The sequence below is a fragment of the Mycobacterium sp. genome (assembly GCF_036488105.1).
Taxonomy (GTDB): Bacteria; Actinomycetota; Actinomycetes; order Mycobacteriales; family Mycobacteriaceae; genus Mycobacterium.
In genome coordinates this window covers 1-18,241 of record NZ_DASXHW010000328.1, presented here as the reverse complement: position 1 = coordinate 18,241, position 18,241 = coordinate 1, and the positions used below count along the sequence as shown (strand labels likewise).

At 65.6% G+C, this 18,241-nt stretch carries 20 protein-coding genes; 12 read left to right on the top strand and 8 right to left on the bottom strand.

All coding sequences use genetic code 11. The features are described 5' to 3' along the window. Positions 1 to 103 precede the first annotated feature (103 nt). Complete coding sequence (cysS, locus tag VGH54_RS17375; protein ID WP_331513319.1) at positions 104 to 1,480, top strand: cysteine--tRNA ligase; 1,377 nt, start codon at positions 104 to 106, stop codon at positions 1,478 to 1,480. Beyond that, on the top strand, positions 1,470 to 2,402 hold the full coding sequence (gene rlmB / locus VGH54_RS17370; protein WP_331513315.1) for a 23S rRNA (guanosine(2251)-2'-O)-methyltransferase RlmB: 933 nt from the start codon (positions 1,470 to 1,472) through the stop codon (positions 2,400 to 2,402). Before cysS ends, rlmB begins: the two co-directional genes overlap by 11 nt. Before the next feature lie 470 nt (positions 2,403 to 2,872). Here the strand turns inward: rlmB and VGH54_RS17365 are convergent, their stop codons facing one another. Beyond that, positions 2,873 to 3,352, bottom strand: coding sequence for a CAP domain-containing protein (locus VGH54_RS17365; RefSeq protein ID WP_331513314.1), 480 nt, complete (start codon positions 3,350 to 3,352; stop codon positions 2,873 to 2,875). 401 nt (positions 3,353 to 3,753) lie between these two features. Here VGH54_RS17365 and VGH54_RS17360 point away from each other — a divergent pair, with 401 nt between their 5' ends. Next, positions 3,754 to 4,227 carry a hypothetical protein gene (locus tag VGH54_RS17360; protein ID WP_331513313.1) on the top strand — a complete coding sequence of 158 codons (474 nt, stop codon included), beginning with the start codon at positions 3,754 to 3,756 and terminating at the stop codon, positions 4,225 to 4,227. A 10-nt stretch (positions 4,228 to 4,237) separates the two neighbouring features. Here VGH54_RS17360 and VGH54_RS17355 read toward each other — a convergent pair whose 3' ends face one another. From VGH54_RS17355 to VGH54_RS17345, 3 genes are read right to left on the bottom strand one after another with little or no spacing between them, the layout of a single operon-like run. Then, the gene (locus tag VGH54_RS17355; protein WP_331513318.1) at positions 4,238 to 5,479 is read right to left on the bottom strand and encodes an SLC13 family permease; all 1,242 of its coding nucleotides are present in this window, start codon (positions 5,477 to 5,479) and stop codon (positions 4,238 to 4,240) included. 2 nt (positions 5,480 to 5,481) lie between these two features. After that, positions 5,482 to 6,402, bottom strand: a complete 921-nt coding sequence (locus VGH54_RS17350) for an MBL fold metallo-hydrolase (RefSeq protein WP_331513312.1) — start codon at positions 6,400 to 6,402, stop codon at positions 5,482 to 5,484. After that, positions 6,402 to 7,160 carry a 5-oxoprolinase subunit PxpA gene (locus tag VGH54_RS17345; protein WP_331513311.1) on the bottom strand — a complete coding sequence of 253 codons (759 nt, stop codon included), beginning with the start codon at positions 7,158 to 7,160 and terminating at the stop codon, positions 6,402 to 6,404. The genes VGH54_RS17350 and VGH54_RS17345 overlap by 1 nt, the downstream gene beginning before the upstream one ends. A gap of 75 nt (positions 7,161 to 7,235) precedes the next feature. Between VGH54_RS17345 and VGH54_RS17340 the strand changes: the two genes are divergently transcribed. Next, positions 7,236 to 8,309, top strand: a complete 1,074-nt coding sequence (locus VGH54_RS17340) for a LacI family DNA-binding transcriptional regulator (RefSeq protein WP_331513310.1) — start codon at positions 7,236 to 7,238, stop codon at positions 8,307 to 8,309. Between the two features lie 21 nt (positions 8,310 to 8,330). Here VGH54_RS17340 and kstR read toward each other — a convergent pair whose 3' ends face one another. Further along, positions 8,331 to 8,936, bottom strand: a complete 606-nt coding sequence (gene kstR / locus VGH54_RS17335; protein ID WP_331513309.1) for a cholesterol catabolism transcriptional regulator KstR — start codon at positions 8,934 to 8,936, stop codon at positions 8,331 to 8,333. Positions 8,937 to 9,218: 282 nt separating this feature from the next. Here kstR and VGH54_RS17330 point away from each other — a divergent pair, with 282 nt between their 5' ends. From VGH54_RS17330 to VGH54_RS17320, 3 genes are read left to right on the top strand one after another with little or no spacing between them, the layout of a single operon-like run. Beyond that, complete coding sequence (locus VGH54_RS17330; RefSeq protein WP_331513308.1) at positions 9,219 to 11,330, top strand: acyl-CoA dehydrogenase; 2,112 nt, start codon at positions 9,219 to 9,221, stop codon at positions 11,328 to 11,330. 3 nt (positions 11,331 to 11,333) lie between these two features. Further along, the gene (locus VGH54_RS17325) at positions 11,334 to 11,675 is read left to right on the top strand and encodes a hypothetical protein (protein WP_331513307.1); all 342 of its coding nucleotides are present in this window, start codon (positions 11,334 to 11,336) and stop codon (positions 11,673 to 11,675) included. Positions 11,676 to 11,710: 35 nt separating this feature from the next. Then, positions 11,711 to 12,562, top strand: coding sequence for a type 1 glutamine amidotransferase domain-containing protein (locus tag VGH54_RS17320; RefSeq protein ID WP_331513306.1), 852 nt, complete (start codon positions 11,711 to 11,713; stop codon positions 12,560 to 12,562). 23 nt (positions 12,563 to 12,585) lie between these two features. On the opposite strand, the gene VGH54_RS17315 is transcribed toward VGH54_RS17320, so the two are convergent. Further along, positions 12,586 to 13,113: a Dps family protein gene (locus VGH54_RS17315; RefSeq protein WP_414688735.1), complete on the bottom strand. Its 528-nt coding sequence runs from the start codon at positions 13,111 to 13,113 to the stop codon at positions 12,586 to 12,588. Positions 13,114 to 13,271: 158 nt separating this feature from the next. Here VGH54_RS17315 and VGH54_RS17310 point away from each other — a divergent pair, with 158 nt between their 5' ends. The 5 genes from VGH54_RS17310 to VGH54_RS17290 all read left to right on the top strand — a co-directional run bounded on the left by VGH54_RS17310 (position 13,272) and on the right by VGH54_RS17290 (position 17,009). Further along, positions 13,272 to 14,879: a GAF domain-containing protein gene (locus tag VGH54_RS17310; RefSeq protein ID WP_331513305.1), complete on the top strand. Its 1,608-nt coding sequence runs from the start codon at positions 13,272 to 13,274 to the stop codon at positions 14,877 to 14,879. A gap of 75 nt (positions 14,880 to 14,954) precedes the next feature. Further along, complete coding sequence (locus VGH54_RS17305) at positions 14,955 to 15,326, top strand: response regulator (RefSeq protein ID WP_331513316.1); 372 nt, start codon at positions 14,955 to 14,957, stop codon at positions 15,324 to 15,326. A gap of 153 nt (positions 15,327 to 15,479) precedes the next feature. Further along, positions 15,480 to 15,800, top strand: a complete 321-nt coding sequence (locus VGH54_RS17300) for a hypothetical protein (protein WP_331513304.1) — start codon at positions 15,480 to 15,482, stop codon at positions 15,798 to 15,800. 15 nt (positions 15,801 to 15,815) lie between these two features. Beyond that, positions 15,816 to 16,217: a DUF732 domain-containing protein gene (locus VGH54_RS17295; protein ID WP_331513303.1), complete on the top strand. Its 402-nt coding sequence runs from the start codon at positions 15,816 to 15,818 to the stop codon at positions 16,215 to 16,217. A gap of 81 nt (positions 16,218 to 16,298) precedes the next feature. Next, complete coding sequence (locus VGH54_RS17290; protein ID WP_331513302.1) at positions 16,299 to 17,009, top strand: response regulator transcription factor; 711 nt, start codon at positions 16,299 to 16,301, stop codon at positions 17,007 to 17,009. Between the two features lie 55 nt (positions 17,010 to 17,064). Here the strand turns inward: VGH54_RS17290 and VGH54_RS17285 are convergent, their stop codons facing one another. Next, on the bottom strand, positions 17,065 to 17,598 hold the full coding sequence (locus VGH54_RS17285; protein WP_331513301.1) for a hypothetical protein: 534 nt from the start codon (positions 17,596 to 17,598) through the stop codon (positions 17,065 to 17,067). A gap of 42 nt (positions 17,599 to 17,640) precedes the next feature. Further along, positions 17,641 to 18,241 (bottom strand): iron-sulfur cluster-binding domain-containing protein (locus VGH54_RS17280; RefSeq protein ID WP_331513300.1); only part of this gene is annotated, 601 nt, incomplete at its 5' end.

Below are 18,241 nucleotides of genomic sequence, written 5' to 3'. Positions count from 1 at the left end.
GTTGAGCGCGAATAGGCCGGTAAGCTGGCCCGTCGTGACCGACGGAGCCGCGCTGGCGGCGACATCCAGCCGCGGCGCCGCCGGATTGCGGCTACACGACACCATGAGCGGTGCCGTGCGCGATTTCGTCCCGCTGCGCGAGGGCCACGTGTCGATCTACCTGTGTGGGGCGACCGTTCAGGGGCTACCCCACATCGGCCACGTGCGCAGCGGCGTCGCGTTCGACGTGCTGCGTCGCTGGCTCACCGCAAAGGGCTATGACGTCGCGTTCGTCCGCAACGTCACCGACATCGACGACAAGATCCTCAACAAGGCCGCCGCCGCCGACCGGCCCTGGTGGGAATGGGCGGCGACCTACGAGCGGGCGTTCTCGGCCGCCTACGACGCGCTCGGTGTCCTGCCGCCGTCCGCCGAGCCGCGGGCCACCGGTCACATCACCCAGATGGTCGAGCTGATCGAGCGGCTGATCGAATCGGGCAACGCCTACACCGGTTGCGGTGACGTTTACTTCGACGTGTTGAGCTACCCCGAGTACGGCCAGTTGTCCGGGCACCGGATCGACGATGTGCACCAGGGCGAGGGCGTCGCGACCGGCAAGCGTGATCAGCGGGACTTCACGCTATGGAAGGGCGCCAAGCCCGGTGAGCCGTCGTGGCCTACGCCGTGGGGACGGGGACGGCCCGGTTGGCACACCGAATGCGTGGCAATGGCGCACGAGTATCTCGGTGCAGAATTCGATATCCATTGCGGGGGAATGGATTTGATTTTCCCGCATCACGAGAACGAGATCGCGCAGAGCCACGCGGTCGGCGACAAATTCGCCCGCTACTGGCTGCACAACGGCTGGGTCACCATGGGTGGCGAGAAGATGAGCAAGTCGCTGGGCAACGTGCTGTCGATCCCGGCAATGCTGCAGCGCGTGCGCGCCCCCGAGCTCCGGTACTACCTGGGCAGCGCCCACTATCGCTCGATGCTGGAGTTCTCCGAGACGGCGTTGATGGACGCGGTGAACGCCTACGTCGGCATCGAGGAATTCCTGCATAGGGTGCGCACCCGGGTCGGTGCGGTCGAGTCTGGGCAGTGGACGCCCCGGTTCGCCGCCGCTCTCAACGACGACCTTGCGGTGCCGACGGCGCTGGCCGAGGTGCACCGCACCCGGGCGGAGGGCAACCGGGCGCTGGACGCGGGTGACCACGACGCCGCGCTGGCCCGCGCCGCCGAGATCCGGGCGATGATGGGCATTCTCGGCTGCGACCCGCTCGACGAGCGCTGGGAGTCGCACGACGAGACGTCGGCCGCGCTGGGCGCGGTAGACGTGCTGGTGCGCGCCGAGTTGGAGCGCCGCGAACAGGCCCGCGTGCAGCGCGACTGGAAGCTCGCCGACGAGATCCGGGACCGCCTCAAAGACGCCCATATCGAGGTCACCGATACCGGCGATGGCCCGCAATGGTCGCTAGGGACCAACGTCGATGGCCGGTAACTCCCAACGTCGCGGAGCAATTCGCAAAGCCGGCACCAAGAAGGGCCCAACTGTCGGTTCCGGCGGCCAGCGACGCCGCGGGCTGGAGGGCCGCGGAGCTACTCCGCCCGCGCACATGAGGCCGAACCACCCGGCCGCCAAGCGAGCCAAGACACAAGCGCGCCGGCCCGCCAAACGCAAAGACGACGGTGTCGAGACCGTGCTGGGACGCAACCCGGTACTGGAATGCCTGCGCGCCCGGGTTCCGGCGACCGCGCTGTACGTGGCGCTCGGCACCCAGGCCGACGAGCGGCTCACCGAATCCGTCACTCTGGCAGCCGATTCCGGCATCGCGATCCTCGAAGTGCCACGCACTGACCTGGATCGGATGACCACCAACGGCTTGCACCAGGGCATCGCGCTACAGGTGCCGCCGTACAATTACCTGCATCCCGACGACTTGCTCAAGACGGCTATCGCCACCCCGCCTGCCCTGCTGGTCGCGCTGGACAACATCTCCGACCCGCGAAACCTGGGTGCGATCGTCCGCTCAGTCGCGGCGTTCGGCGGCCACGGCGTGCTCATTCCGGAGCGGCGGTCTGCGTCCGTGACGGCAGTCGCGTGGCGAACCAGTGCCGGCGCTGCGGCCCGGATTCCCGTCGCGCGCGCCACGAATCTCAATCGGACACTTAAGGATTGGTCCGACCGAGGCCTGCAGCTGGTCGGACTCGACGCCGACGGCGACACGATCGTCGACGACGTGGACGGCGGCGACCCGATCGTGGTAGTGGTCGGATCGGAAGGCAAGGGGTTGTCCCGGCTGGTCCGCCAGAGCTGCGATGCGGTGGTGTCGATTCCGATGTCGGGCGTGAGCGAATCGTTAAATGCCTCGGTGGCCGCGGGGGTCGTGCTGGCTGAAATCGCGCGTCAGCGCCGGAGCTAGACCGTCGGCGCTTCGCTGTTGCAGATTCTCAAAGGCGGATGCCGAGGCCTCTCTAGGCGGTTTGAAGAATTCTCATCAACCTGTCGGATTGCCCTCTCATTTTCGCGGCGGAGCCGAGACCCACACGGGTTTGCACCTTGCGGCCCCTAGCGTGTCGCAATGCTGCGGCATACGACGGGCCGGCGCCCCGCCGCAAGCGTGGTGATATCGGCGTCGGGATCGATTTCCGGGACGGACATTTCAGACATATATTGACCTAAGGAAACCTCTGACGAGCCAGCTATGGGTCCGTTGTCACAAATGTGGTCTATTTCGAGACAGCGTTCAATTCTGTTCGGGAATGGTCGATTTAGGCGTAGGCGTAGTTGAATATCTCGGCACTAGTTCGAGTTCGGGCCACGCCGCTGCGGTGAGGGGATTGAGTGCTGCGAAGGCGCTGATGATCCGAACAGCCTGGCCCGGCTTCGGTTTTAAGGACCCGCGAAGTCACCAACGGCGGTCATCTTGTTGCCGTCCCAGGCGATTGCAAAGCCGCCCGCGGTGAATGCGCAGTTCAAGATGATCGCTCGATGTGCAGGACTTTCCATCCACAAGTCGAGCGCTGCGCCCGGAGTAGCAGCGGATCCAGTGCCCCAGTAGACGATCTCACCCGTGTAGCCGGTCCTCGTGTAGCCGGCATCCGCGATACGCGCCTGCGGTGAAGAGCCGTCCGAACCGACGTGGCCGCCCACACCGTTCTTCAGCATGTCGTTGGCGTGCCGCTGCGCTGCTACTGTCAAACCCGGGTCGTCGCCGATCACCCCGCAGGTCTGGCGAAGCCGGTTGACGCCGCTGTACAAGGCAGTCCCCAAATCGTCTGCGCGCGCGGCAAAACCAGCAACGGTGCCGAGAGCCGTTATGAAAACAGTGCAGATCGGGAAGACGGCGACGATCTTGACTTTCATTGTCATGATGCCTCTTGCCACGCACTCGTTTTGCTGTTTTCAGCAACACAAATGCTATCCACTTTCGACCACGAAAAGTCGAGAATCGTCAATCCCGGCCCCCGGGCTCTACGCCCCTTGCTGCGGGTCGCCGGCATCGGCCCAGAACCCGACTCGTCCCAAAGACGCTGGGACCGGATCGAAAGATTCTTCGCCAGCCACCTGCACTTACGCCCCTCGTCAGACACAGCTACCCGGCCGTGGTGACCAGCTCCCACGTTGTGCGGATCCGGCCCGGTCCTGTCTCGGCTCTTACCGGGCCGAAATCGGTTCGGCGGGGCGATGATTCCTCCCCTCACGAATGCGAGTAGTCAATCAGGACGTCAACCCGCAGAATTAGGGAACCCGAACATGCAACGGAGCCGTCGATGCGGACCATCCATCTGGAGACGACACTGCCTACCAGCGCCGATCGCGTATGGCGGGCAATGCAATCGCCGGTCACATTCCTCTACGTATGCAAAGGCCTCTTTGCTGTTCCCGCGCTGTCCGGACGAGCTGAGCCGCTGCGTGCCGGCGAGCGTGGCACCGGATGGCTGTTCGCATTCCACGTCGTACCCGCCTACCGGCACACCATAGAAGTCATCGACGTCGACGAGGCCACCCAGACGATCCGGACCCATGAGCATGGCGGTGTGCTGCGGGCATGGAACCACACGCTGAAGGTCCAGCCGATCGACGAGGCGACCTGCCGCTATTCCGACACTGTCGACATCGATGCCGGCCGCGTGACCGCGTTCGTTGCGGCCCTTGCGATCGGTATATACCGCTACCGACAACGGCGGTGGCGCAAACTCGTTCGGCTGCACCTGATGCCGCAGGGTCCGGCCTACCCGAGCTAGCATGCCGCCGCTAGATCCCCAGCAGCCGCGCCGAGGCCCAGAGTGCCAGCACCGCGGTGACGAGAGAGGTGGGCACCGTGAACAATCCGAGGCGAGTGTATTCGCCGACGCTGGCGGATACGTCATATCGGCGTAAGACACTGCGCCACAATAAGTTAGACAGCGAACCAACATAGGTCAGATTCGGGCCGATGTTCACCCCGATCAGCACGGCCAGCACCGCGGCCGGCCCGACCGGCGCCACCAGCGGCACCAGCACGAGTGTTGCGGGCAGGTTGTTGACGATGTTGGCCAGCACCGCGGCCACCACCGCGAATCCCAACAACGCGAGCAGCCCGGACCCGGACGGCAAAAGCGCGCCCATCCGGGCGGATACGCCATTGCGCATAACCGCCTGCACGACAACGCCTAACGCGAGCACGAACACCAGAAACGGTACGTTCGCCGCACGCACGACATCCGCCGCCGAGGTGTGCCGGCGCACCAGGCTCCGTACCGCCATCACCGCGGCTCCGGCGAGCGCGGCCCAGGCCGGCGCCACCCCCGCCGCCTCGGCGACCACGAAGCCGACCAGCGTCAGCGCGACGACTACCAACGCGAATACCGGCGTAGGGGGCGCGGGCTCGTCCTGCTGGGGATCGGGTTGCACGCTGAGGTCACGGCGGAAGAACACCCGGAAAACGACGTAGACGGTGCCCACTGCGGCCAGCCACGGCAGCGTCATCAGCAAGGTGAACTTGACGAACGACACGTTGGCGGCGTGAAAGGCGAGCAAGTTGGTCAAATTCGATACCGGTAGCAACAGCGATGCGGCATTGGCCAGGTGCGCAGTGGCATAGGCGTGCGGACGGACGGGCGCCCGCAGCCGCCGAACCGTGGTCAGCACAACCGGGGTCAGCAATACCACCGTCGCGTCGAGGCTCAACGCCGCGGTAATGACGGCGGCGATGACGAACACCTGGCGCAGCAGACGTCGTGAACCAACGTGTCCGCGCGCCATCGCCGCCCCGGCAGCCTCGAACAGGCCTTCGTCGTCACACATCTTGGCCAACACCAGCACCGCGCCCAGGAATGCGACGACGTGCGACAGCCGGGCCGCTTCGGTGGTCGCATCGTGCATCGAGATCGCGCCGACGGCGATCAGCAGCACCACAGCCGGCACGGCCGCGACCGCCTCCGGCCAGCCCCGTGGACGGGCGACCGCGAACGCGAGGACAGCCGCCAGCGACAGCAGAGAAAGAATGAGCGTCAAACTCAGGCCCACGGGTCTTCGCGTTGCCACACCGTCGGCATGTCCAGGGCGACGCCGTCCTGCTCGGCCAGCCTGCTCAGGACGCGCAGCGACACGTCCAGGTCGTCGGCTACATAGGGCAATGCGCGCAACGGCTTCGACAACGGGCGGAAGAAATCGTCCCAGTGCACCAGGACCACGCGGCGCGCACCCACGGCTCGTACCGTCTCCGTCCAGTAATCGGCGACATACGACTCCGGTAGCACGCCGAGAAGGCCGACGCCGAGATAGACCACATCGGCTTGCCGGCCGGTCAGCGAACCCTTCACGAACCCGGCGCTGCCCTGAATCAACAGCCGGCGTCCCGACGACCGGTGATGCACCAACGCCGACCAGGCCTCGCCGCATCGGTAAGCCGCCGCCCGCACCGGCGGCACCACCGGCTGATCGATCGTCCCGGGGAACCGGTCAGGTGGGCTGTGGCGCGATTCCACCAGCGTTATGTCAAAGGCGCCCAACCGAATTGGTGTGCCCGACTCGGCGACCACCAGGCGTTCTGCGGCAAGTCCATGGCCGCGGCCGACGTTGGCCGCGGACTCGCCGCCGACCAATTGCGCCCCGGTGCGGTCGGCGACCAGCGCAGAATCCAGCGCGTGGTCGAAATGCGTGTGCACCGGGATGACCGCCGCCAGCCCCGTGACGCCGACGCGCGCCAGGCATCCATCGACCCGGGCCGGCGACGGCGAGACCTTGCCCACGCCGACCCGGCCCAGACCGGGGCGGGAGAAGAAACCGTCGGTCATCACTGCCGAAGTCCCGTCGTCGATCAGCAGCGTCGAGACGCCCAGCCACGTCACGGTCAGCGGCGCATCGGGTCCGGCGGCCGGCACGCTGAAGAGCTGCGAGTGCCGCGCGAGATCCGGACGCCCGGGTCGCAGCCGCATCAGCAGAACGCCTTCAACTCGATGCCATCGGTCTTCAGCCGGTCCGCGACGGCCGAAGCGATCTGCACCGCTCCGGGCGAATCACCGTGTACGCACACCGATTCCACCTGCAGGGCGACCGTCGATCCGTCGACCGTGGTCACGGTTCCGGAGGTCGCCATGGCCAGCACTCGCTCGGCGATGTCCGCCGGATCATTGAGCAATGCGCCGGGTTCCCGCCGCGACACCAGCTGGCCGTTCGGCCGATAGGCGCGATCGGCGAACGCCTCGGGCACGGTGCGCAGCCCCCGCTGCCGGGCTTCGTCGAAGAAGACCGAGTCGCCCATGCCCAGCACCGGCAGTCCGGCGTCGACCGTTCGCACCGCTTCTGCGACCGCGGCTGCTTGTTCGCGGTTGGTCACGATCGTGTTGTACAGCGCCCCATGGGGTTTGACGTAGGACACCGCGGAACCGGCAGCCTGCGCCAGCCCGTGCAAGGCGCCGATCTGATAGACGACGTCGGCCAGTAGATCCTCAGGTGTGATGTCGATGAAGCGCCGGCCGAAGCCGGCCAGGTCGCGATAGCTCACCTGCGCGCCGATGCGCACGCCGCGCTCGGCGGCCAGCCTGCACACCGACAGCAGGCCGGCGGGGTCGCCCGCGTGGAAACCACACGCGACGTTAGCGCTGGTGACGATGCCGAGCATGGCGTTGTCATCTCCGAGCCGCCAGACGCCGAATCCCTCGCCCAAGTCGGCGTTGAGGTCGATGCAGGCCACGGTGGTTAGCTTAGGCGTCGGAAAAACCCCGCGACCACACGCTCACCTGCGCATTGCCCGGTAGCCTCACAAAACATGAGCCCCATGCCGCGACGCCGGGCGACCCTGGCATCGCTGGCGGCTGAGCTCAAAGTCTCGCGAACCACGATCTCGAACGCGTACAACCGGCCCGATCAACTCTCGGACGCGCTGCGGGAACGTGTGCTCGCCACGGCCAAACGGTTGGGCTATCCGGGACCCGACCCGGTGGCGCGCTCACTGCGCACTCGCTGGGCAGGTGCGGTGGGTCTGATGATCACCGAACCCCTCACCTATTCCTTCAGCGATCCCGCCGCGCTGGATTTCGTTGCAGGACTGGCGGAATCGTGTGAAGAGCGCGGCCAGGGCCTCCTGCTGGTGGCGGTTGGCCCGAACCGTGATGTCGCCGAAGGAACGGCGTCCGTGCTTGCCGCGGGCGTGGACGGGTTCGTGGTGTACTCGGCGGCCGGCGACGATCCCTATCTGGAGGTCGTGTTGCAGCGGCGGCTGCCGCTGGTGGTTGTCGACCAACCCAAAGACGTGCCCGGCGCATCGCAGGTGGGCATCGATGACCGGGCAGCGATGCGCACGATGGCCGATTACGTGCTCGGTTTGGGGCATCGCGAGATCGGGCTGCTGACGATGCGGCTGCTCCGGGACCGTCACCAAGGGTTGGCCGACCCCAGCCGTCTGCGGGCATCCACGTTTCACGTGCAGAGCGAGCGCATCCGCGGTGTCCGCGAGGCGATGGCCGCCGCCGGCCTCGACCCGGATTCGCTGACGGTCGTCGAAAGCCACGAGCACACCGCGACATCCGGTGGCGTCGCGGCCGAGATCGCGCTGCGGGCCAATCCGCGGATTACCGCGCTGATGTGTACCGCCGACGTGCTGGCCATCTCGGCGATGGATTATCTGCGGGCACACGGAAAGTACGCGCCCGGCCAGATGACCGTCACCGGCTTCGATGGTGTGCCCGAGGCGATGAGCCGGGGCCTGACCACGGTCGCGCAACCGAGTCTGGAGAAGGGCCGCCGAGCGGGTGAGCTCCTGCACAAGGGCGATATCAACCCGACCATCGAGGTGCTAGACACCCAGCTGATCCGGGGACGTACCGCCGGGGCGCCGGCCTAACGGGTCGGCTCGACCCCGAAATCACACAGTGGCGGTGTCCCCGTTGCCGATCAGCAGTCGCACTGCCAGATCCAGCCGCTTGCTCACGTCGGTGGCCGACGCCCGTCGGGTCAGCCAGGCCAGCAGATTCGACAGCCACACATCGGAGATCACCCGCGAGATGTGGTACTGGTCCTCGGTCGGTTCGCCGTCGCTCATCGCGCGGGCGAACATCGAGTCGATGAGCTTCTCCACGTGATCGACCTCGCCGGCGGCCGACGCATCGGCGAAGACGTAAGCCCGGGTCATGGCCTCGGTGAGCAGCGGATTGCGCTGCATCGCGCGGTTGAGCTTGCTGACCATGAAGTTCAGTCGCTGATACGGCGTTCCGCCAGTCAGTGCCGAGCGGTCGGTCTTGGCGTCGATGCGTTCGAACTCGCGGCCTAGCGCGGACACCAGCAGATGCACTTTCGACGGGAAATACCGGTACAGGGTCCCGACCGCGACGTCCGCGCGGTCGGCGACCGCACGCATCTGAACAGCCTCGTAGCCGCCCTTGGAGGCGATGGCCATCGTCGCGTCCAGAATCCGCTTGCGACGTTCCCGTTGTGCTTCGGAGCCGAGTTCCGACTCGGCCAGTACCGCCACGTTCATCACCTCACGAGGTTGCGCAGGGACCGAACTCGACGGTTGCCCCGGGCTGGAGTTCGCTGGCGACGACATCTGACGGACAACTCCTTTTCTTGCGTCCTCGCTCGAAACGATACGCATGCCGAGCGCGAATCTCCCACCTCCGTGCCGCCGGGACACCGGGATGTCCTGCTGCGATGGCATTCGACTTGACGATCGAACACTGGCACTATTAGAACACGTTCTAGTGCTGTGCGTTGCGTCTCGGCAGCGCCTTTTCCCGTCGATCGAGGAGTTCAGGTGGCGACGACCATCACCGACGAACAATTTGCGGCGCGGGAGCTGGTGCGCGACTGGGCGGCCGGGTCAGCGGCGATCGCAGCGGTCCGGGATATCGAGCAGGGTGAGCCGAAAGCCTGGCAGCCGGTTTTCGCTCGCCTGGCCGAGCTGGGCCTGTTCGGCGTCGCGGTCCCCGAGGAGTGCGGCGGGGCCGGCGGCAGCATCGAGGACCTGTCGGCGATGGTCGAAGAGGCCGCCAGGGCTCTGGTGCCGGGCCCGGTGGCGACTACCGCGCTGGCCACGCTGGTGGTGTCTGACCCGCAGCTGCGCGAGGCTCTCGCCGCAGGGGAACGCACCGCCGGAGTCGCACTACGCAGTGATGTGGACTTCGACGCGGCGGCTTCGCGAGCGTCGGGCACCGCACCGTTCGTGCTGGGCGGCGTCGCCGATGGTCTGCTGTTGCTGCCGGCCGGGGACAGGTGGCTGCTCGTCGACGCCACTGCCGAGGGCGTGGCCGTCGAGCCGCTACCGGCCAGCGACTTCTCCCGGCCGCTGGCTCGGGCCGTGCTCACCGCTGCGCCGGCCAGCGTGCTGGACGCCCCGACAGACTGGGTGACCGATCTGACAGCCACCGTGCTGGCCGCCGAAGCCGCGGGGATCACCCGATGGACGCTGGATACCGCCGTCGCCTATGCCAAGGTGCGCGAGCAGTTCGGCAAACCGATCGGCAGCTTCCAGGCGATCAAGCACTTGTGCGCCGAGATGCTTTGCCGCACAGAGCAGGTGGCGGTGGCCGCCGCCGACGCTGCCCGCGCCGCAAACGACGGTGATCACCGCCAGCTTTCCATCGCTGCGGCCATCGCGGCGGGCATCGCGATCGACGCCGCCAAGGCCAACGCTAAGGACTGCATTCAGGTGCTCGGCGGCATCGGAATCACGTGGGAGCACGACGCGCATCTCTATCTGCGCCGGGCCTACGGGATCGGGCAGTTCCTCGGCGGGCCCGCACGCTGGCTGCGCCGAACTGCCGAGCTGACCTCGGCCGGCGTACGCCGCGATCTCAGCATCGACTTGAGCGACGTCGCTGACCTGCGCCCCGAGATCGCCGACGCGGTCGCCGGCGTCGCCTCGCAGCGCGACGACAAGCGCCAGGCGAAGCTGGCCGAGGCGGGGCTGTTGGCGCCGCACTGGCCCGCGCCGTACGGGCGCGGCGCCGGACCGGCCGAGCAGCTGCTGATCGATCAGGAGATGTCGTCGGCCGGCGTGATCCGGCCTGACCTGGTGATCGGTTGGTGGGCGGCGCCGACCATCCTCGAGCACGGCACGCCCGAGCAAGTAGAGCGTTTCGTCCCGGGCACGCTGAGCGGCGAGATCTTCTGGTGTCAACTGTTTTCCGAGCCGGAAGCCGGATCGGACCTGGCGTCCCTGCGCACCAAAGCCCTGCGGGTCGACGGCGGATGGGAGTTGACCGGCCAGAAGGTGTGGACGTCGTCGGCGCACAAAGCGCAGTGGGGTGTCTGCCTGGCCCGCACCGACCCGGACGCTGCGAAACACAAAGGCATCACCTACTTCCTGATCGACATGAGTTCGCCGGGCATCGTGATCCGGCCGCTACGCGAAATCACCGGTGACGCATTATTCAACGAGGTGTTCCTGGACGGCGTGTTCGTTCCCGACGAGATGGTCGTCGGCACGGTGAACGACGGCTGGCGGCTGGCCCGCACCACGTTGGCCAACGAGCGGATCGCGATGGCCGCAGGTACCGCGCTCGGCAATCCGATGGAAGAGCTACTGGCCGAAGCGGCCAAGGCGAATCTCGATGTCGCCCAACAGGACCAGTTGGCGCGGTTGATCATCACCGCGCAGGTTGGCTCGCTGCTCGACCAGCGCATCGCCCAACTCGCGGTGGGCGGCCAAGACCCCGGTGCGCAATCCAGCGTGCGCAAACTCATTGGCGTGCGATACCGGCAGGCGCTGGCCGAATTCCGGATGGATCTCAGCGAGGGATCCGGCATTGCCTTCGACAAGCGAGTCAAGGATTTCCTCAACACCCGTTGCCTGACGATCGCCGGCGGCACCGAGCAGATTCTGCTGACGCTGGCCGGCGAACGGCTTCTCGGGCTGCCGCGCTAACCGATGAAGGTCCTCGCGACGGTCGCCTGCATCGTGGGTGCCGTCGCGGCCCTGGTGTTCGCATTTCAGGCGGCCGGGGATTTGTACCTCACCGGTTTTCCGGACAGCCATTTCACCGACTACGACAAAGCGGTTGAAGTACCCAAGCGAATCCTGATGTGGGCGGAGTTCGGATTCGTTCCGCTGTTTCTGCTCCTCGCCGTGCCCCGAATCGGGACAAGGGCGCGTGCCGCCGGGCCGGTCGTCGCGCTGATCGCGTTGGGCCTCGTCATGGTGGTCCAGCTGGGCGGCGTCCCTTGGTATTTCGATACTCATCTCGGTCTCGATCACGGGATCGGCGGCTAGTCAAGGGGCGCAGGCCGTAAGCTCAGGCACTACCGATGGGTACCGTGCTGATTCCGATTCCGGACCGCGACTTCGACCCGACCGAGGTCGCGGTCAGTTGGCAGGTGCTGCGCGCAAACGGCCACCAGGTCGTCTTCACCGCCGAAAGCGGTGCTCCCGGAATCGCCGACGACATCATGGTCACCGGCCGCGGTTTGGACATCTGGTCTGCGCTACCGGTATTGGGCGCAATCACCGTCGTGGGGCGAGCGTTGCGGGCCAACAAGGACGCCCGCGGGGCCTACCGCGAGATGCTGAGTTCGCCCGAGTACCAGAGCCCGTCCAGCTGGGCGGAAGCGACGCTCGACGGCATCGACGGGTTGCTGCTGCCCGGTGGCCATCGGGCCCGCGGCATGCGTTCCTACCTCGACAGCGAGGCCCTGCACCGGCTGGTCGTCGACGCGTTTGGCCGCGGCGTGATCGTGGCCGCGATCTGCCACGGTGTGCTGCTGGCCGCCCGCAGCGTTGACCCCAAGACCGGCCATTCGGTGCTGTACGGGCGCCGGACTACGGCGCTGACCTGGGCGCTGGAGCGCACCGCTTGGCGCCTGACCCGGCTCACCCGGTTCTGGGACCGCGACTACTACCGCACCTACAGCGAGCAACCCGGCCAGCCGTCGGGATACATGTCGGTGCAATCCGAAGTCACCCGTGCCCTGAAAAGCCCCGCGGACTTCTGCGACGTCGAGCGAGGATCGCCGCACTGGCGGATGAAGACCTCGGGGATGGCCCGCGACACCGCGACCGATTCACGGCCGGCATTCGTCGTCGACGACGGCTCATATGTGTCAGCCCGTTGGCCGGGTGACACCCACACGTTCGCAAACGTGTTGTCGGACAAGCTGTAACGACGCCCGGACGGGTGATCGGGTTAGACCTTACGGTTCTCCGATTTGATCAGCCACGCAAGCTTCTCCAACCCGTCGATCTGTGCATGCAGGATGTCCGCCGTGGTCGGGTCGTCGGAATCAACCGCGTCATGCACCGTGCGAATGGTGTTGACCGTGGCGTAGATGCGGGTCGTGATCCGGCCTACGACGTCCGTGGTGCTTTGCTCGTTGACTGGAAAGCGAGGCAGGCTGGTCGTGGCGACCACCGTGTCTGACCTGCCGTCCGGCACCGCGTCAAGCGCGCGCATCCGCTCGGCGATGATGTCGCTGCCCTCGCGGGCGAAGTCGACCAATTCGTCGAGTTGCAGATGTAAGTCACGGAAGTTAGTACCGACGACATTCCAATGGGCCTGTTTGCCCTGCAAATGAAGCTCGATGAGGTCGACAAGGATCAGTTGGAGGTTCTGCACAAGCCGCTGCGGCGGCTGGAAGACGCGCACCTGGTCCGGACGGCGCCGGCTACCGCCATTTGTCTGAGCTGTCAGGTGGTGGGCTGTTGTAGTAGTCATGCCTCGATGGTTCCGGCCAGAGGAACGTATGTCTTTGCGGCTAACACCAACATGGGATTGCAGCTAACCGGAATCTTTGGTTACCGGCTGGCCGGAAGGATTGTCGGCACTTCGCCGGCGATATTGCGGCGGGCCATCGCGCGTGCTAGGCCGATCATGTGACAGAGCATGGGCTCGCTCAGGCCAACAGCGGCCAACCGGGACGTCCGGGCGGGCGGCTCGCGCGGCTGTTGGTGCGACCGACCCCTCCGCCGCTCTGGCAAGGTTTCATCGCCGCCGCGGCATTGATAGCCCTCGAAACCGCTGTTGTGCTTGTGCTCAAACACTTTGCTCCGACCATGGCATTCGGCACCGTGTTCTTGCTCGGGGTACTGCTGGTCGGAATGGCCTGGGGGTTCGGATTAGCGGCGATCACCGCACTGGTGAGCGCCGTCGCGTTCGACACTTGCCGAAGCTGGCCGGACGGCTTCGGTGTGATCCAGCTGCAGAACTGGGTGGTCATCGTCATCTTTTTTGCCGTGGCGCTGTTGGCCAACAGTCTTGCGGGGCTGGCCCGGGCAAGCGCCATCGAAGCCGATCGGCGCCGACACGAAGCCGATCTCGCCGCGCGGCAGCAGGCCGCGCTGCGCCGGGTGGCCACGTTGGTGGCGCGCAATGTTCCGCCATCGGAGGTGTTCTCAGCCGTGGCTGCGGAGTTAGCCACTTGTCTCGATGTCCAAAACGCAGCCTTGCTCCGCTACGAGCCCGATGGCACGGCGCTCCTACTTGCAGCGGCCGACGAACCGGGATTGCAGGAAATGCCTGTGGGCGAAAGCTTTTCGCTCAACGGCGAGAGTGTTGCGGCAACGGTTTGGCGAACCGGCCGCGTGGCACGAATGGATAGCCACGACTACGCGTCCGGGTCGGCAGCGGCGCGTATCCGTGCACTGGGTCTGACCTCGGGTGTCGGTGCTCCGATCATGGCCGGCAGCCAGGTCTGGGGGGCGGCCATCGCCGGTTCGTCTCGATCCGACGCCTTTCCACCCAACGCGGAGCAACGCGTCAGCGACTTCGCCGACCTCATCACCATTGCGATTGCAAATGCCAATGCGCGTGCGGAACTGAGAGCGTCACGAGCGCGGATTGTCGGAGCCGCCGATGAGACGCGGCGGCGTATCGAACGGGATTTGCATGACGGTGCTCAACAGCGCCTGGTCTCATTGGGACTGAAGCTGCGCCTAACAGAGGAGTCTGTCTCGCCCGAGCAGGCGACGCTGCGAGCGCAAATTTCCGACGTCGTTACCGGTTTGGTCGATGTCTCGGACGACCTACGGGAGATTGCCCGCGGTATTCATCCGGCGATCCTCTCACAAGGAGGCCTCGGACCGACGCTGAAGACACTCGCGCGCCGCTGCGCGGTGCCGGTACAACTGGATGTAGCGGTACCTCGGCGCTTGCCTGACTATGTCGAGGTGGCCGGTTATTACCTTGTGGCAGAGGCGCTTACGAATGTGGCTAAGCATGCACAGGCGTCGCTGGTCCAGCTGGCTGTCAAAGCCGAGGATGACCAGCTTTATCTTTCGATTCGCGACGACGGCATTGGGGGAGCCGACACACGCAAAGGGTCTGGACTCATTGGCTTGGTGGACCGGGTTGAGGCGCTTGGAGGCCAGATCGCCATCGCGAGTCGGCTTGGCGAGGGCACGTCGCTGGTGGCGAATATTCCCCTCGGACCCAACGAGTCGCCCGGTGGGCAGTCCAGCGAACTAGCGCCGGTCGAGACGTGAACATGGGTGCTAGCCGGAATACCGGCTGGCGACTTCCCTTGCCACAATGGTGCTGTGGAATCACCGGCTAAGCCGATCCGGGTTGTGATCGTCGACGACAACCCGGAATTCCTCGACTCGGCGAGACGGCTGCTCGAACACCAGGGGGCCCGCGTTGTCGGAGTGGCATCAACGAATGCCGACGGGCTCCGGTCCGTCCAAGAGCTGCGACCCGACGTAACACTGGTCGATGTCAATATCGGCGAAGAAAGCGGCTTCGATCTAGCGGAGGCTCTTCACGAGATCGACAGCGCGGCAACGGCCCCTGTCATACTGATCTCTACCCACGCCGAGCCTGATCTGGCGGACATGATGGAAACCAGCCCCGCCATAGGCTTCCTCGCCAAGTCAGCGCTTTCCGCTGGTGCGATCTCCGCGGCTCTCGTTCGCCTCGGTAAAGGCAAGTAGCCCAGCAGATCTCGCGCCCGTCCTTTGTGATGTGGGCCACCCTGCGCCGGGCTTATTGCAGCTAGCCGGTAGTGAGTAACTGCTGCTAACAGGGTTGGTCATTGGGCGTTAGCCGCGAAGACTTTCTGTGCATACCGCGCGACGCTGGCAGCTATGAAGAGCTACGCGTACGAAATAGCGTCAACGCAGCTGGATTCCGCGGTTTGGCAACCGACGCTAGCCGAGTTTCCGGCCGGTGGATGCGGTGACGATATCGATCGCGGGCAGCAGTCATTGCGCCGTCAAACCGGAAACCCCTACCGCAGGCAGCTGTTTCGTCACCTCGCCGCCACCGCTTTATTGGCCGCGATCACTGTCGTTTTCTGGCTGTCGCTGATCGGGCTTGGGTCAGGCGCGTACGCCCATGGTGCAGCAGGCACTAATCCAGCCGAGCAGTCAACCTCGGCCACGACTTCGTTAAAACACCAAAATTAAAGGGAGGCAACAGATATGACCACTAGCCGCATAACCAACCCACTGAGGTTGGCCCAAGTCCTCGCCGGTGCCGCTGGAGCCGTCATTGCCGTAGGCCTGGCCGCGCCGGCCGGCGCCGACCCAGTCACGACGGCCGGCGCCAGCCCGGTGGCGCAACCTCACACACCTCAGGACTTCCTGGCCGCCGCACGGGCGGCGGGCGTCACCGGAACGGATCCGGCAATGCTGGAAGACGGCTACAACGTGTGCTGGCAACTGTGGAATCAGCACGCCGTGGGTACCCAGGTGGCCGCGGGCCTGGTGCGGGACTATCCACAGCTGACCACCGCCCAAGCGGGTCAATTCGTGCTGGATGCATACCACGACCTGTGCCCGGTGCCCGGCGCATATGACTATTGGGCGTACAGCACCAGCTGAACGGCATCGCGCGGTAAGTGACTTTCCGGGTGCGTCCGTAGCAAGATGTGATCGGTCGAATGGCCGAGAGGACGTGGCCGCATGGGAGTGGAGCCCGGCAACACGCACAGTGCGCCCGGTAAAGAAGCAATTTCGCGGAGTAGTGCACTACGGGTGATTGTGGCCGACGACGACGTGCTTCTTCGTGAAGGGCTGTCGAGCCTGCTCGGGCACTCCGGGTTCGACGTTGTCGGCCAGACCGGCAATGCCACCGAAACCCTCGCCCTGGTCCGTGCGGAAAACCCGGACTTGCTTGTCGTCGATATCCGTATGCCGCCAACCAACACCACCGAGGGTCTTGACGTGGCCGGAGTCATCCGGGGTGAACTGCCCGAAATTGGCATTTTGGTTTTGTCGGCGCATGTCGAGGTCGAGCACGCGGTGGAGCTTTTGTCCGGCGGTCATGGCATCGGCTATCTCCTCAAGAGTCGGGTGACCGATGTGGCGGAATTTGTCGATTCACTACAACGGATTGCTAACGGCGGCTCAGTGATCGACCCCGCGCTCATCCAAGATTTGGTTTCCGGACGCCGACGCGAAGATCCGCTCGCTGTTCTCAGTCCGCGCGAACATGAGGTGTTGGCGTTGATGGCGGAGGGGCGCACCAACGCAGGCATCGCCCGTCGACTGTGGCTCACCGAAGGCACCGTCGAGAAGCATGTGCGAAGCATTCTGAGCAAGCTGAACCTGCCTGAAACCGCCGACGATCACCGCCGCGTTCGAGCCGTGATCACCTTTCTCGAGTCCCGGTGACAACGCGGCGACACGTTCGCAAACGTGTTGTCGCAGAGGCTTTGACGACTCAGCTTCAGGAGAAGTTGGCTTGCGCGCAGGTGCTTGGTGAGGTGATGTTGTTTCCGCCGTAGACCACCTGGATGTGTGTGCACATGATGACCGGCACATTGACACGCGACTGGCCGGTGTGCCAATCGGTCGCGTCGATCCGGCCGGTGGTTTGATACTTCTCCAGCGGTCCATCGCCCATGTAGATCGTGGTGACGTTGTCGTTTCCGCCTTCTTTGAACACGCGGTCGTATTGCGCGGTGGCGTGGACGTCGAGGTACAACGTGCGGTCCATTGAGCGGATGTCGGTGCTTTGCCGCGACCAGAGGTCGTGCGGGAACCCGTCGACGGCATCGCCGGTCCTGCGGTCCGCGCCGACGGTGAAGTCGCAACTGCCATTCGCGCTATGGCAGTCGAGCGTGGCGCGGGTTTCCAGCTGGCTGCCGTCGTTGAGGGGTATCAGCGAGGTGGCGGTGTTGCTGGCTGCCGGGGCAACCCCGGGTGGCGTCAAAACCAGCATCAGACCGACGCCTGCCAGCGCCGTGACCAGCCGCTTCATCCCGCGTCCTCTCGCTAAGCCTGAGCAGAACTTACGCTGCAGCTACTCGTCGTAGGTAACTTCAACCGAATCGGTGTCCGGGTGGGACTGGCAGGCCAGGATCAGCCCCTCATCGAGGTCCTGCTGCTCCAGCACGTCGTTGACCTCCATGCTGACCTTGCCGTTGCGCAGGGTGGTGGCGCAGGCGCCGCAGTGGCCCTCGCGGCAGGAGAACGGTGCGTCCAGGCCGGCGTCCAGCAGCACGTCGAGCAGCTTCGCCTTGCGGGGCCACGACACGGTGTGGGTCTGGCCGTCGAGTTCGACGACGGCGGTGGCCGGGGGCTCGTCGCCGTCGTCCTCGATCTTCACCTCGGCGAACGGGTCGCTGTCCAGCGACTTGAACACCTCAAGATGTACTTGCGGTGCAGGCACTTTCAGGGTGTCGAGCGCCTCGCGAGCGGCCCCCATGAAGGGCCCCGGCCCGCAGATGAACGCTTGCCGGTCGGTGAACGGGGCAGCCAGCTGAGCGAGCGCGGTAGCCGACGGCAACCCCTGCAGCGACTCCAGCCAATGCACGACGGTCAGCCGGTCGGGATACTTTGCCGCGAGTTCGCGCAGCGCATCGGCGAAGATCACCGACCGCTCGTCGCGGTTGGCGTAGACC

Coding starts and splice junctions, on each gene's coding strand:
- cysS (WP_331513319.1), top strand. CDS start 104: ATGAGCGGTGCCGTGCGCGATTTCGTCCCGCTGCGCGAGGGCCACGTG.
- rlmB (WP_331513315.1), top strand. CDS start 1,470: ATGGCCGGTAACTCCCAACGTCGCGGAGCAATTCGCAAAGCCGGCACC.
- VGH54_RS17365 (WP_331513314.1), bottom strand. CDS start 3,352: ATGACAATGAAAGTCAAGATCGTCGCCGTCTTCCCGATCTGCACTGTT.
- VGH54_RS17360 (WP_331513313.1), top strand. CDS start 3,754: ATGCGGACCATCCATCTGGAGACGACACTGCCTACCAGCGCCGATCGC.
- VGH54_RS17350 (WP_331513312.1), bottom strand. CDS start 6,402: ATGCGGCTGCGACCCGGGCGTCCGGATCTCGCGCGGCACTCGCAGCTC.
- VGH54_RS17340 (WP_331513310.1), top strand. CDS start 7,236: ATGAGCCCCATGCCGCGACGCCGGGCGACCCTGGCATCGCTGGCGGCT.
- VGH54_RS17325 (WP_331513307.1), top strand. CDS start 11,334: ATGAAGGTCCTCGCGACGGTCGCCTGCATCGTGGGTGCCGTCGCGGCC.
- VGH54_RS17320 (WP_331513306.1), top strand. CDS start 11,711: ATGGGTACCGTGCTGATTCCGATTCCGGACCGCGACTTCGACCCGACC.
- VGH54_RS17315 (WP_414688735.1), bottom strand. CDS start 13,113: ATGACTACTACAACAGCCCACCACCTGACAGCTCAGACAAATGGCGGT.
- VGH54_RS17300 (WP_331513304.1), top strand. CDS start 15,480: ATGAAGAGCTACGCGTACGAAATAGCGTCAACGCAGCTGGATTCCGCG.
- VGH54_RS17295 (WP_331513303.1), top strand. CDS start 15,816: ATGACCACTAGCCGCATAACCAACCCACTGAGGTTGGCCCAAGTCCTC.
- VGH54_RS17290 (WP_331513302.1), top strand. CDS start 16,299: ATGGGAGTGGAGCCCGGCAACACGCACAGTGCGCCCGGTAAAGAAGCA.
- VGH54_RS17285 (WP_331513301.1), bottom strand. CDS start 17,598: ATGAAGCGGCTGGTCACGGCGCTGGCAGGCGTCGGTCTGATGCTGGTT.